Below are 14,664 nucleotides of genomic sequence, written 5' to 3'. Positions count from 1 at the left end.
AACCACTAATCAATAGTTTCGTATCGTGCATCTTTTAGATACTTTGCTACAACTTTATTAAATTCAGGGGTGATACGTAGGAGCGCAGTGTTCTCTAAAGCATATAATTCATCGGTATTGGTATATCCGTTTTTTAATAACTCTTCTAAATAAAACAAAGCAGTACCATAATCTCCTACTTTTGAACTAAGCGATATTATTTTTAAATAGGAATCATATTTTTTAACATCTGTAATTGTATTCACCATCCACAATAGCAGTAATGCTTCTTCATCGATTGAGGATGCTGCCTTGACGATATCAATATTATCTTCAATAAGCGCATTCAAATATGACTTTAACCGCCTTCCCATTTGTTTCTCAAAAATATCAGCGCTTTTTTCGTATTTATCCAACTCGTCTATCTGATATTTCCACCACCCAAGGTTATTGTAGTTATAGGTCAAAATGTCTTCCTCAAGGTAATAGTCATAATCATCCTTTATCAAACCTTCTTTAAAAAAAGTAGCGTTTTGACTTCTACTTCCGCTCTTATAAAGTTTCGTTTTACGAAGTGTTTTAGAGCTTTGTTTTAAAGAGTCTATATTCTTATAATTCTTATAAAAAGATATCATTTCATTGAGAAGCTTATTCGCAAGTAAAGGTTTTTGGGCAGTTAACAAACTACTTACCTCACCCAAATTCTTGTTATAAGTTTCGTTAATGAAAGAGTTGTTATTAGATTCAACACCCTTACTCATCGCCGCCAAGGTAAATATCTCCATAGCTTTCGAAAGATACCTCGACTCTGGCCACTTTTGTCCACCTTCAAAAACAAATAGTTGATTAGGAAACTTTAATTTACTCAGTACCTTTTGATTATTCAACATGGGTATGTAGTTGTAATCTTCTATACCCACAATACCAACGAAGTGAAATTTACTCTTACTACTTAAAACCTCAGCATTTGCAACTGGTGATCCACAAGAAATTACACCTTTTATCTCTTTCACAAAGGTAGGTATTAGTGACGCCAGTCTAGCTCCACCAGAAAATCCGGCAGTATAACTCCTCCCCTTTTTAATAGGTAAAAGGGAATAGACCGCACTAAACATTCTACTAGCAATAAGAATGTTTTTTGAAAGTGTAATGCTATCATTTACATTATTTGATGAAGCTAAAATATAGCCCTGCTCCTCCGCAGCCTCGCGAAACATACGCAGAGCCTGCCTTCCCTTACCTTTCATATCGAAAACAAAGACAACTGGCCATTGTTTCGAAATTTCGAAATTAGTAGGTAAATAGAGCGTAAAATTTTCTGAAATTGAATCGTTAACTGGAACAGCATCTATTATCGCCCCTTTTTTCAGGGTTAGTTGCTGAGCAACTCCACAAAAAGAAACAAATAGAAAAAGGAGAAGTAATTTTATTTTCATACGATAACTTGGCTGCAAAAATCTAGCCAAAAAAAAATTCAAATAAAGTTACATAATAAATTAGTTAAGATTCCTTTAAAATTATTCGCCAATTGCCCCCATCTCAACACCTTCTGAGTAGGCGACCTTAACGTTATGCGAATTAAATGCTTTCTTAATCGCTCGGTTTGACTCAAAAGTAACGGACCAATAGTTATCTGGCTCAACATAGGGTCGAACAATTAACTGTATGCTATGGCTATCAAAGGTTTGAATACCGATATCAGGTACTGGATCTTTCAATACATTTGGAAGTTCTAACAATGCATCAGTAATTATTTTTTTTACCTTAGGAAAGCTTTCATCGTAAGGCATTGTCACTATTAATTCCAAACGAATTTTTCCTCGCTCCGAATAATTTGTGACTACAGACTCCGTAATCATGGAGTTTGGTATAATCAATATCTTATTTCCAGGAGTTAATACGTCAGTACTAAAAATTCCAATTTCCTCTACTCTACCGAATTTGTCATCCAACTGAATCCAATCCCCAATTTTGTAAGGTTTTAAGGAGAGAATCAATATACCTGAAGCGAAGTTTCCTAGGCTACCTTGAAGAGCCATACCAATCGCAAAACCTGCCGCAGCCAATATGGCGAATAAACCAGTTAGGTCTGCTCCTATTACAGATGCTATTGCAAAAAGCACGGCACCTTTTAATAGCACTGTCGCCGTTGAGCCGATGAATGGACGAAGGGTTTCGGAAAAGCCTGATTTCTCAAGAGCGAGATTCAATAACTGGACTATTTTTTTGACAACTTTAAAACCAATCCAAAGTATTACACCTGCTAAAACTATCTTAGGTAAAAAGAAAACCACCTTATCAATGGCAATTTGAAGATACTCGTTGATTTTATCCATTTCCATAGACATAAAATAAACGATTATATCGCTTACCTACAAATATTCATACGTATTTTATGACTGATTTTTAATGGCGTTCCGGTATTTTACCAACTCCTCTTTCACCTTGGGTAAAAGCAAAAACAAGCCTATCATATTTGGTACCAACATGGCAAATATCATTGCATCCGAAAAATCGGTTACCGAACCTAAGGTAGCGGCAGAACCAATTACAACAAATATGCAAAAGATTGTCTTGTATAGATACTCCATTTTCTTACTACGTCCGAAAAGAAATGACCAAGCTTGATGTCCATAGTATGACCAAGATATCATTGAAGAGAATGCAAATAATACGACTGCAAAAGACAGCAAGTACGGAAACCATGAAATTCCACTTTTTAAGGCGTTCGAAGTAAGTACCACACCCTGGGCATCTGAAATTTCGGCGCCTACTTCAAGTTGCCCCGTTATAATTAGAACCAAAGCCGTCATAGTGCAAATCACTACTGTATCAATAAAAGGTTCTAAAAGTGCCACTAAACCTTCACTAGCGGCATAGTTGGTCTTAACTGGGGAGTGGGCAATCGACGATGATCCTATCCCCGCTTCGTTAGAAAATGCCGCTCGTTTGAAGCCCTGGATTAGAACTCCAATAAAACCTCCAACAATTCCTTCCGGCGCAAACGCTCCATTAAAAATGGCCATGAAAGCGTCCGGAATACTCGTATAATTAATGACCAAAATAGTAATTACTGCTAGTACGTATAGGAATACCATTGCCGGGACAATTTTATCAGTTACCCTTGCAATTTTCTTAATGCCTCCGATAATTACAATACCTACAAGACTTGCCATTATCAATCCAAAAAGCCATCCCTTTCCATGAATAAAACTTTCTTCACCTCCAGAGACATATTCGAACAATTGGAAGGCCTGATTAACCTGAAACATATTACCGCCACCGAAAGAACCTCCGATGCACATAATGGCAAAAATTATGGCTAAAACTTTTCCAAACTTTTCTAAGCCTTTTTCTTTGAGTCCTTTAGTCAAATAGTACATGGGGCCGCCAAAAACTCTTCCATCTTCATCAATTTCGCGGTACTTTACTCCCAAGGTACACTCTACAAACTTGGAAGCCATCCCTAGAAAGCCTACCAAAATCATCCAAAAGGTTGCCCCTGGCCCGCCGATGGACAGTGCTATAGCTACACCTGCAATATTTCCTAAACCCACTGTTGCGGAAAGTGCTGCCGTTAATGCTTGGAAATGGGTCACTTCTCCATCATGACCTTCTATTCGTACGGTGTCCGGATTATCGCCATCATCGGTATAAATCGATTCAGAAACTTGAATCGAGGTATCGCTTTCCAAGCTGTCATACTTGCCCCGAACAATTCGAATTGCGGTACGAAATCCTGTAAAATTTATACCTCTAAAATAAAAAGTGAAATAACTCGCTCCTAGCAGGAGCACCAGCAAAACCCATGGAATACCAACTTCTTCAGTAAGTGGAATCTGAGCAAAAATGGCATCGACGAACCAACCTGTTGCATTTTCAAATTTTTCATTGATTTGGTCATCCAAGGAGCTCTGAGAATTGACAAAATTGGAAATCAAAAACATAACCAGGAATAGAACTACACGTGCCATTTACTTTATATCGATTTATGGCAAGGTGTATTTTAAGCTAAAAATCTACAAGGCTAAACACTGGTTAAAAATCAGAGCGGAATTGGTGAAATACCCATTAACCAAGTAAGAATGAAGTGAAGTCAATTTGATTTGAGGGTCGCATGTTTCAACATGTCATTTTCAAGTGCATATTGAATAAGCTGATTCTTACCGGCAAAACCACTGATATGTAAGGCCTTTTTGATTTGATGAATATGCGTTTGAAATCCGTCTACGCTTATATGCATTGCTTCAGCGATTTCGGTATATGATTTTTCATTTCCTAGAACCCCTAAATTTCCTAGGACTTCCTTTTGCCTTTCTGAAAGGTTAATTTTAGTAGTTTCGGTAAGTGTTTCCAAATCGGTGGTTAATCTTGCAATAGTATCCAGATGGCTGGTGTTTGCAATTTTTAGTTTAGAGTTCTCTTTTTCTAATTTTGCTTTCTCAATCAATACTTCATCCAAACGCGATTGCTTTTGCTCCTTTTCCGACAAGAATTTCCAGCTGTACAATAAAATGGAAAATAAAAGAATAAACAGGAATTTAAATGAAATAGAAGTAACGGTGCCAAGGGTAACCCAGGATTCTTTCGAAACGAAATCAGGAATTCGTTCTTCTGGAACTATCCTATGGGTAACCGCAATCAAAATAAGCATAAAAAGAGCTAGGCATGGTAAAACCATAAAACGCATATTTCTATTACTAAAAGCTTTATTTAAAGCATTTAACAAGGCAAAAGCAACTACTATTGAAATTGGAATGTCGATTAACCATATAAGGGAATTACTTATGGCCGAATTGGTGAAGGAGGCTGCAAAAAACACAAAAGTGAGCATTCCCATAATTCCCAGATAAATAGAAATGAATTCCCTTTCGGAAAAGCGCTCCACCAAACGAATTATTATACTTCGCTTACCCTTGTATTCGATGGATGGTATGGACAGCAGTATGAAAAGAGAGTTCAATAGGGAAATCAGCACACCAAAATAGATGAGAATTTTGTTTGAAGGAGACCATTCTAAATAGGAAACTGCAATCAAGTTAAATAAAGCTCCAAACCCCCAAGTGAAAATGGCAAGTCCGAACCATAGGATGCCTTTCACCTCGTCGGCTTTGGCAACATTGTTTTTTTCCTTTTTGTAAATGCGTTGAATAACAGTAGCTGTAATCAAGCAGACTATTGCTGTAATTGCATATTCCAAAATAACTTGCATGCTTTAGTTTTATTGATTTTAAATTTAACCAAAAATGCCCGCTTTACACTATGTAACCAATGCTTAACCACCCCTCTTCAAAATAGGTGCGTTCGAAACCACATTCGAAAGTATAATATGTGTTCGAGTCTCTCCATATTGAATAAGCTTATCAATAAATTTTTCTAAATGGAATTGATCTTTCAATACCACCTCCATCACAATGTTCTCATTACCCGTAATGCGATAACAGTTTATAACCTCCTCAAAGCTTTTTACGATGGTAAGAAAAGGCTTTAATTTACCCATAAAAGCCCGAAGTGTAATAATGGCTTTTAACTGATGCCCCGTTTTGGCATGAGAAACTTTAGCCATGTAACCTTCTAGGATTTCGAGGTCTTCCATTTTCTTAACCCGTTCAGCTACAGCAGGCGGTGTGAGACCAACTCTTCGGCCAATGTCCGCGAAGGAAGTCCTTGCATTTTCTTGTAGACATTCCAGTATCTTCCAATTCAAATTATCAATCTTAATATTCATAGGTAAAATAGATTAAAATTTTAGTTTCGAAATCAAAATTACAGTTTTACCATTGATTCTAAAGAAAAATACTTTATTTCTGACGTAACTTTAGGGTATAATTGCTATTACAAAGAAAACATGTCTTCAGAAAATTTGGGCGCTGTAAAGGTTTATCAAAAAGCCGAATCTCTTTATGAGATTAGCCGGCATTTGGTATCGTATGTTTCGTTCAATAAAGACCTTGTGAAGCTATATCAATCTAATAGCTTACGTGACATAATAGCAAATTCTCTTCTTACTGATACGCGTTTAATTTCGAAAAATATGGCTCAGGCCTTGTCCTCAAAATCATATAGTGAAAGACTTCAAAACGCTACATTTATCAATATAATGATTCGCAATATTAACTCATATTGTACGGGCTTGGAAAAAGACGGCGTAAAGGAAAAAGAATATCTAAATCTTTTACGAAAAGAAATCAAAAGTTTTAGAAAATCATTTAAAAAATGGATTCGAACTTTACCGAATTCATCAGATGATTTTTAGATCACTATTTGAGATTTAATATTGCTTTTAACTTCCGAATAATACCTCAAAGATTTTTACTGCTTTTCAAAATACTATATATACCCCTTTTTCGTTTTAGAAATACTTGTTTTTAACACACTAAAACTTCTACGATGAAAAAGATTTTCTTGTTTTTTATAGTCTTTCAATTAACAGCATGTGGTGAACTGCAACAAGTTGTCAATCAACTACCCCAAGGAACGGGCAATGGAACTCTAGATATTGCAGCAGGACTCCGAGAAGCTTTAGATCTAGGAATTGACAAGCAAGTTTCCAAATTAACGCAAGAAGATGGGTTTTTCGAAAATGAACTTGTGAAAATTTTACTGCCTGAAGAGTTACAGAAAGTAGATAAAACGTTACGCGATGTTGGTTTAAGTAAGTTGGCAGATGAAGGATTAAAAGTTTTAAACCGTGCGGCAGAAGATGCTGTTAGTGAAGCCACGCCTATTTTCATAAATGCAGTAAAAGGCATTACGTTTAATGATGCCAGATCTATTCTTTTAGGTAAAGATGATGCAGCAACACAGTATCTTACTAGCACAACAAAAACTGCGCTTTATGCCAAGTTCAACCCTGTGATAAAAAATTCATTTGAAAAAGTGGGAGCAGACCAAATTTGGAATAACCTTATCACTAAATATAATAGTATTCCTTTAACCAAGAATGTGAATCCAGATTTAACTGATTACGTAACTCAAGAGGCATTGAACGGAGTTTATAAGATGATAGCCGTTGAAGAAAAGCAGATCAGAACCAAGGTTTCCTCTAGAACAACAGATCTTTTAAGAAAGGTTTTTGTACTTCAAGATTAATGTTAAAATTTTTACTTTGCTTTTATACTATTTCAGACATTAGTCCGTTATATTTTTAGAGAACAAAATGAAACGTATTTCAAAAAGTTTTTAAAAGCTTTTTCTACAAATTTGAGTTAGTAATTTTTTGAGTTAGTTAGTTAAAACCGGTGGGAGCACCGGTTTTTTTTATTGCATTTATTAAGATTCACCATACACCATCTAAAAGCTTTAACATCTTTTCAAATATTAATTTTTACAACACTTCAGCGATTAAACGTTCACTTAAAAGGCTTTTATCAAAGGTAAACTATTATCGGGCTTTACTTTATTTTTAACATTAATACTCCCTAGAAATACATTTATTACTAACTTATACCTAGCTAATTCAATCATCAATCAAAAATGAGACAAATAGGGATCTTAATCACATTCTTACTCACAAGCTTCTCAGGCTACTCTAGTCAATCTTTGGATTTTAGAGATGGTGCTAGTCTTATGCTATATCATTTTAATGAAAGTTTATTGGCAAAGATTGATTACCCTATTCCCAGTATGAGTTCTGTTAATTTAGCCGACTATTCCCCTGAAATTAGCATGCTTTCATTTATATATCTGTATGTAGCCCTCATCGGGTTTTATATCGCCATAATTCTACATTTTAATAAGAAAGTGGAATCTGTTGCAAAAATCTTGATAAGTAGTTTCATATTTATTCATTCAGTTTTCATACTTCATATTTTCCTTAGCATAACAAAATATCAATTTCAGTTTCCCCATACCTATAGGATATCGACCGGATTTTCATTTCTGTATGGTCCCTTACTCTATTTTTATTTCAAGAGAATAACCACACAGTATAAGTTCAAGAAACTTGATTTATTGCATTTTTTACCCACCCTGATATTTGTGATGTACCTCATTCCAGGGTATATTCTGCCAGCGGATCAGAAATTAGAAATCATGTTAGGACGAGCGAGTATCGGGAGAAGTTTTTCAGACGTCGCCATAATTGTTTTAAAAGTAATTTCTCTCTTAACATACGGGTATTACATCAGACGGTTATACCTGGATTCTAAAAAGAATACTTCGCTAGATATGCAAAATAAAGCATGGCAAAAAAACATTTATCTAATTCATATACTCTATGTTTTTTGTTATGTGGCCTATGGGTTTATGTTAGGTAATAACATCACTTCAGGGTTTCTGTTTCATATGCAAGTAGTAAGCATGGCCTCTATGGTTATGTATATTGGATATTGCGCGAATGTACAACCAGCTGTTTTTAATGGATCTTTCTCATTTAACAATTTGTTTTATAAATACAAAAAATCTGGCCTTACCAAGAGTTTATCATTAGAATTGAAAGAAAACCTAATTCATTTATTTGATAATGAAAAAATCTATAAGGAAAGTAATATTTGTTTAGAAGCACTTTCAGTAAAACTAAATACTACACGACATAATACTTCTCAGGTGATAAATGAGCACTTTAATATGAGTTTTCATGAACTTATAAATTCCTACAGAATTCAAGAAGCAAAGGCAATGTTAAACAACGATATCCAAAAAAATCTCAATATTATAGATATCGCATACGAAGTTGGATACAATAATAAAGTTACTTTTAACAAAGCCTTTAAAAAAGAAACTCAGCTAACGCCTAGTCAATATCAGAGAACTTCATTTAGCGCTTAACTGTAAACCTCTTGTAAATTTTCATCGGAAAAGTAAATGTTTATCAGACTTTCCTAATTACAACCTAGAAGTCTCTAACTTCAACATTCATCAATCAAATTATAAGAGCAGTTCTGAAGGTTATACTTCTAGAAATCATTCTTCTTTCTCATTTTTAGGGTAGTTTATTTGAATTTAGTCATCAAAAGAAACCGCTCAGAGCTGCTTTTATTAGTACTTACTTTTTCGTTCTTACCGTTACAATTTCCAAATTCAATTCCAGCTTTTTTATATATGAATCCTGAATTCATAATCGAAATATTTTGCTCAATCCTTTTGCTATTCCAGTGCTATTCTTTCCCCTTGATTCTATTTAGAAAATAAATTAAACAAAACAAACCGTAAATCAGACGTAAGTTTTCTTCGGAAAAGGAAAATTTTATAGGGCTTTCCCAAAAAAATGTTAAGACCATGTTTCTTTGGGTCTTGACTAATGAAAAATAAGGTGCCTAAAGAGGAACATGTCTTAGTAGAAACTTCAAGTAAAATCTCAAAATCTCCTCTTTACATCATTTTGAGTTCACAGCAAAATTGACTTTTTAGTTTCAACTGATAGCTGGGGCATAACAGATAATCCTTTCATTTTCATTAGTCAACTAACTTAAAATTAAAACGTGAAATATGAAAAAAAAATGGAATTGGTTGTGTATGCTACTCTTTTTATGTCTCTCGACGGCATATGCACAAGAAAAAACGATTTCGGGTACAATTACGGACCAAACAGGTCTTGCATTACCAGGAGTTAACATTTTGGTGAAGGGTACCACAAACGGAACCCAATCTGATTTTGATGGTAACTACGCCATTCAGGCAAGTGAAGGTGATGACCTTATATTCTCATTTATAGGGCAAAGAACTATTGAGCGTAAAGTAGGCTCCTCGAATACTATGAATATACAAATGGAAGAAGATGCGCAAGCACTAGAAGAGGTTGTAGTAGTAGGTTATGGTAATCAACTAGAAAAGAAAATTATACAAAATGTAGCGCTAATCAAGGAAGAAGCTATTGAGAATCTTCAAGTAGTATCGGCTGATCAACTATTACAAGGTCAGAGCGCGGGAACGCAAATTGTCAATGCTTCTGGTATATTAGGGTCAGCCGCTGTAATACGTGTTCGCGGCGTTAACTCTATAAACTCAGGTAGCCAACCATTAATCGTGATTGATGGTGTTCCAATTACGGATAACGAGTCTAATACTCTTACACGAGGTGGTAATACAGGAATTAATCCATTGTCATATGTAAATCCAAATGATATTGCCTCTTTAACCGTATTAAAAGATGCGGGAGCTACTTCAATATATGGATCTAGAGGAGCTAACGGAGTTATTCTCATTACCACAAAGAAAGGAAGGAAAAACTCAAAAACTTCTGTAACATTGGATGTTAGCACACAATTTTCTGAATCTACTGATGTACCGGATATTCTTACTGCAGATGAATTTCGACAGTTTAAATCTGAAGTTGCCACGCTACAAAACGGCACTCCAACATCACCTGAAGATCTTAATTTAGGGGCCATTGGCTCAGGAGGAACGGATTGGCTTGGCGGTGTTCAACGTACGGGTATATCTAAAAATTATAATCTTGGTGTACGAGGAGGAGGAGAAAAAACCACCTTTTTTATAGGTCTTGACTACCAAGATGCGCAGGGGTTCGTAATTGGTAATGACCAACAAAGAGCCGGTGCAAGAATCAATTTAGAGACTGAGGTAAATGACTGGCTAAAAGCGGGCATGAATCTAGGTATTACGAACAATCGTCTTAACAGGGTTGGCATAGAAAATAACATCAATGCCCCCTTTACTACAGCATTTCTGCAAAGTCCGGTTGTAAAAGCATTTGATGATGAGGGTAACTTTGCACAGTCTGGATCTTTCATTCCAAATATTTTCGCTCGAGTCGCCCTGAATACAGATGAACTTAAAACATTTAGAGTCATCGGAAATGCTTTTACCGAAATCAATCTATGGGATAAGCTTACCTGGCGCTCTGAATTTGGCGTAGATAAACTTACCGTTGAAGAAACCATTAGAAATGCAGAATTCAACACACCAGGCGGTTCTGGCCAATTATTATATGTAGGCGATGACAGATGGTTGACCAATCAAACCATATCTTTTAGAGATACTTTTGCAGAGAATCACAATTTCAGTGCCTTATTTGGGCTTAACTACGAAGAATCTTTAACTACTAGGTCTAACGTTTCAGCTACTGGTTTCCTAACCGATGATCTTCGAAATATAGGTTCAGGTTCCACAGCTACAGTGCTAAACGGTGATCGGAATCCAACGCGATTGTTTGGTTTGTTTTCTAGGCTTACCTATGATTACAAAGGAAAATATCTGGTAGAAGGCTCTATTAGACGTGACGGCTCCTCTCGTTTTGGTGCCAATAACCGTTTTGGATATTTTTGGTCAGCGGCCGCAGGTTGGGTTTTATCTGAAGAACCTTTCATTCAAGATCTGAATTTCTTCGATTACCTATCTATAAGAGGAAGTATAGGAACTGTCGGTAATGATCGTTTGGGTACTTTTCCTTCCTTAGCATTATATAGCGCAGGGGGAATTGCCGATTACAATGGAGAATCAGGTATCATTCCAAATCAACCTGCAAATGCCGATCTTAAATGGGAAGAAAGTAAAACGATAGACATTGGTATCAAATCTTCTTTTTTAAAAGGACGTGTTAATCTCAATGTATCCTATTTCAAAAAGAACACAAGTGATTTACTACTGAATCAAATACTTCCGCCCCAAACAGGATTTGCATCGGTTAGCAGAAACATTGGAGAAATGGAAAACAAGGGTTGGGAGTTCGATCTTAGTACCGTAAATATACGTTCAGAAAATTTTGTTTGGAGAACCAGTTTCAACCTGACAACCATTGAAAATAATGTAATTCGTTTAAATGAGGATGCAGCAACCGACCCCCAAGGAAGAAGAATTATAGACGGTGCTATACAACGTGCAATCGAGGGCGAATCACTAAATAATTTTTATCTAATTCGCTATGTTGGCATTAATGCACAAACTGGTGATGCAGAGTGGTTGGATGCTGATGGTAATATTACAAATACTCCTGGGTCAGGAGATAGAGTGGTTACAGGCAGTCCTTTACCTGATTTCTCTGGCGGTATGACCAACACTATTAGTTATAGAGATTTTGACCTTTCAGTTTTAATGAACTATTCCTATGGTAATGATGTTGTGATTGATGGATTACGTTTCGCAGATGGTAATGATGCTATTGGTGGTATCGTAAACATCAGAAGACAAAATTTGAATTATTGGAAACAAGCGGGTGATAATGCTTTCTTACCAAGCCCAACAAGTTCAACTTTTAATACTTTTAACCAGCGTTCAACACAACAGCAACTTGATGCTTCTTACTTAAGAATAAAGAATGTCACTTTAGGCTATAACATTCCTGAAAAGGTATTGGATAGATTAGGTGGAATCTTTAGTGGAATTCGTTTCTACGCCACAGCCACAAATCTTTTAACCATTAAAAAAGACGAATTAAAAGGAATAGATCCTGAGGTGACCGATGATATAGACCCGAGGTTTCAAGGAGAGTCATTCTTTACAGCTCCACAGGCAAAGTCATACTCATTTGGAGCTCGATTAACTTTTTAAAAAAACAGCAATGAAAAAATTACAAAAAATAACAACGCTTTTAGGTCTTCTTTTGATCTTTTCATGTGAAGATCAGCTGAACGTAGTTCCGGAAGACAGTGTTGAATCAGCTACTGTGTTTAATACACGTGGTTCTATAAATGGTGCCGTAGTGGGCATTTACAGTAAGAATCAGAGTGGTGATTTAAATGGAAATATACAGTTAATGTCAGATTTCATGTCTGATAATGTGAAGTTTGTAGGAAGTTTTCCTTCACTTCAAGAAATAGATCAATTTGAAACTTTGGCAACCAATGCAACAATTGATAATATCTGGTTAGATTCGTATGAAGTCATAGGTGCTGCCAATAACATTATTGTGAATTTACCGAATGTCGACTTGCCTGACCTATCTGATGATGAGAAGGCCCAATTTATCGGAGAGGCAAAATTTCTCAGAGCACTTACATACTTTCAATTGGTAAACATATTTGCGCAGCCTTATCAGTTTTCTAATGGTTCAAATTTAGGAGTACCGCTTGTAACAGAACCTTTTTTGGCGGAAAGCGTGCTTTCTGACTTTCAATTGGAACGTTCTACAGTGAACGAAGTACATGCTTTAGTCGAGCAAGATTTGTTAGACGCTATTACCAATCTTCCTGAAAGCAATGGTTTACGAGCTGAAGCTGGCGCTGCAAGAGCGCTTTTAGCACGTCTTTACTTATATCGTGAACAATGGGCAGATGCTGCAAGTTTTGCAGACCAAGTAATCAATTCTTCTGAATATTCATTAGCCCCTGTTTATGATTTTTATGATGACAGTCCTGAATCGGCTGAAAATATATTCTCTGTGGTAAACACACCAACTGATGGTCCACAAGAAGCTGCAGGTTCAGATGAAGTCTATGTGAATTTTTACAACGCAGCACCAGGTGGTAGAGGTGATGCTCCTTTCAGCCAAGATCTATTAGATGCATTTGCCTCGGAAGCTGGCGATCTACGGTTTTCAACTTTATCCGTTGCCGCCTCTGATGCCCAGGGTAATGATACCTTCTTTACGACCAAATATCCTGATGTGGTAAATAACGCTTCAGATGGTATGGTCTTGCGTGTTACTGAAATGTATTTAATTCGAGCAGAAGCTAATTTCAGAAATGGCACTTCGGTCGGAGACTCACCTTTGAACGATATCAACCGTTTGCGAGCAAGAGCAGGATTAGCCAACCTAGCATCTGTTGATTTGGCCATCATTTCTACAGAAAGAAGAAAAGAACTATGTTTTGAAGGGCATCGAAGAATGGATCTCTTAAGAAATAATTTAAACTTACGTCCAGATGGTGGAGCTATTTCAGCTCCTGGTGCCGATAAAGTAATATTTCCAATTGTGGATGACGAGACCACCAACAATCCTAACATCACACAAAATCCTGGTAATTTTTAATTTCTAGAAATCAATACGAATCCACTAAGTAATAAGCCGTCAAACTAAAATTTTGGCGGCTTATCCTTTTATAAAGTCTAAAAAAATGAACCATGAAAATATATGTTATAATTGCGTTTTATCTTATCAGTATTTCAGCTTCTGCGCAGATACAGCAGACCAATAATGGATCTCTGAACGAATTGGTCTACTACGTAGGCACCAATACAAAAAAGTACGATGATGAAGCTGAAGGATTGCGTTATCTAACGGAGCAATTTACTCCTGCAACAATAAATGGAATTACCGAAACACAACTTGTGCGTTTCAACGTAGTAGAAAATACGATTGAGATTAAAGATGAAAACAACAAAGTTTTAACCTTATCTCAATCTTACGATTACACCGTGAAACTTCTAGATGGCTCAAACAAAACCTATGAAACTCATTCTTTTATTGATGAAAATGGCAACAAGTCTATTACTTTCTTTGAAAAGTTATATGGGAATGAAAACTTTAGACTTTACTTAAAAGAAAGAATTATCTACATACCTGCAAAAAAATCAACAAGTAGCTACGAACAAGACGTACCAGGGAAATTCAAAAAAGGAAACACCATATTTCATATAACAGATTTCATCTCAAATTCTTCAATATTAATAGAGGTTCCAAAAAAAGGAAAAAAACTTGCTATCCTATTTAAAGACCAGGCAAAATACATGGAGAAATTCATCAAACATGAAAAGTTGAAAACAGATCAAAAAGAAGATTTGATCAAAATTTTCAACTCTTATTTCAATCTACAATAAGCAAGGCTTATTTGAAAATTGCAAAAAAAC

Annotated in this window: 11 protein-coding genes; 6 read left to right on the top strand and 5 right to left on the bottom strand. The window is 35.9% G+C overall.

Annotation, left to right across the window (positions count from 1 at the left end; translation table 11 throughout):
• Positions 1-5: 5 nt before the first annotated feature.
• The 5 genes from ACKWCD_RS13300 to ACKWCD_RS13280 form a co-directional block, all read right to left on the bottom strand.
• Positions 6-1,415, bottom strand: a complete 1,410-nt coding sequence (locus ACKWCD_RS13300; protein ID WP_413984450.1) for an alpha/beta hydrolase family protein — start codon at positions 1,413-1,415, stop codon at positions 6-8.
• A gap of 81 nt (positions 1,416-1,496) precedes the next feature.
• Positions 1,497-2,315 (bottom strand): mechanosensitive ion channel family protein, encoded by an 819-nt coding sequence (locus ACKWCD_RS13295; RefSeq protein ID WP_413984449.1) that lies wholly within the window; start codon positions 2,313-2,315, stop codon positions 1,497-1,499.
• 57 nt (positions 2,316-2,372) lie between these two features.
• The gene (locus tag ACKWCD_RS13290) at positions 2,373-3,953 is read right to left on the bottom strand and encodes an alanine/glycine:cation symporter family protein (protein ID WP_413984448.1); all 1,581 of its coding nucleotides are present in this window, start codon (positions 3,951-3,953) and stop codon (positions 2,373-2,375) included.
• A gap of 122 nt (positions 3,954-4,075) precedes the next feature.
• Positions 4,076-5,191 (bottom strand): helix-turn-helix domain-containing protein, encoded by a 1,116-nt coding sequence (locus tag ACKWCD_RS13285; protein ID WP_413984447.1) that lies wholly within the window; start codon positions 5,189-5,191, stop codon positions 4,076-4,078.
• 63 nt (positions 5,192-5,254) lie between these two features.
• Complete coding sequence (locus ACKWCD_RS13280; RefSeq protein WP_413984446.1) at positions 5,255-5,707, bottom strand: Lrp/AsnC family transcriptional regulator; 453 nt, start codon at positions 5,705-5,707, stop codon at positions 5,255-5,257.
• 120 nt (positions 5,708-5,827) lie between these two features.
• On the opposite strand from ACKWCD_RS13280, the gene ACKWCD_RS13275 reads away from it, so the two are divergent.
• The 6 genes from ACKWCD_RS13275 to ACKWCD_RS13250 all read left to right on the top strand — a co-directional run bounded on the left by ACKWCD_RS13275 (position 5,828) and on the right by ACKWCD_RS13250 (position 14,634).
• The gene (locus ACKWCD_RS13275; protein ID WP_413984445.1) at positions 5,828-6,235 is read left to right on the top strand and encodes a hypothetical protein; all 408 of its coding nucleotides are present in this window, start codon (positions 5,828-5,830) and stop codon (positions 6,233-6,235) included.
• Positions 6,236-6,369: 134 nt separating this feature from the next.
• The gene (locus ACKWCD_RS13270; RefSeq protein WP_413984444.1) at positions 6,370-7,071 is read left to right on the top strand and encodes a DUF4197 domain-containing protein; all 702 of its coding nucleotides are present in this window, start codon (positions 6,370-6,372) and stop codon (positions 7,069-7,071) included.
• A gap of 384 nt (positions 7,072-7,455) precedes the next feature.
• Positions 7,456-8,748, top strand: a complete 1,293-nt coding sequence (locus tag ACKWCD_RS13265; RefSeq protein ID WP_413984443.1) for a helix-turn-helix domain-containing protein — start codon at positions 7,456-7,458, stop codon at positions 8,746-8,748.
• Positions 8,749-9,408: 660 nt separating this feature from the next.
• Positions 9,409-12,426 carry a SusC/RagA family TonB-linked outer membrane protein gene (locus tag ACKWCD_RS13260; protein WP_413984442.1) on the top strand — a complete coding sequence of 1,006 codons (3,018 nt, stop codon included), beginning with the start codon at positions 9,409-9,411 and terminating at the stop codon, positions 12,424-12,426.
• A gap of 10 nt (positions 12,427-12,436) precedes the next feature.
• Positions 12,437-13,846 (top strand): RagB/SusD family nutrient uptake outer membrane protein, encoded by a 1,410-nt coding sequence (locus ACKWCD_RS13255; RefSeq protein WP_413984441.1) that lies wholly within the window; start codon positions 12,437-12,439, stop codon positions 13,844-13,846.
• A 92-nt stretch (positions 13,847-13,938) separates the two neighbouring features.
• Positions 13,939-14,634, top strand: coding sequence for a hypothetical protein (locus ACKWCD_RS13250; RefSeq protein ID WP_413984440.1), 696 nt, complete (start codon positions 13,939-13,941; stop codon positions 14,632-14,634).
• Positions 14,635-14,664: the final 30 nt, after the last annotated feature.

This window comes from Maribacter taeanensis, assembly GCF_047345145.1.
In the GTDB taxonomy this organism is placed as follows: Bacteria; Bacteroidota; Bacteroidia; order Flavobacteriales; family Flavobacteriaceae; genus Maribacter_C.
The sequence above is the reverse complement of the archived record's forward strand: the minus strand, read 5'-3'. Positions and strand labels throughout refer to the sequence as shown.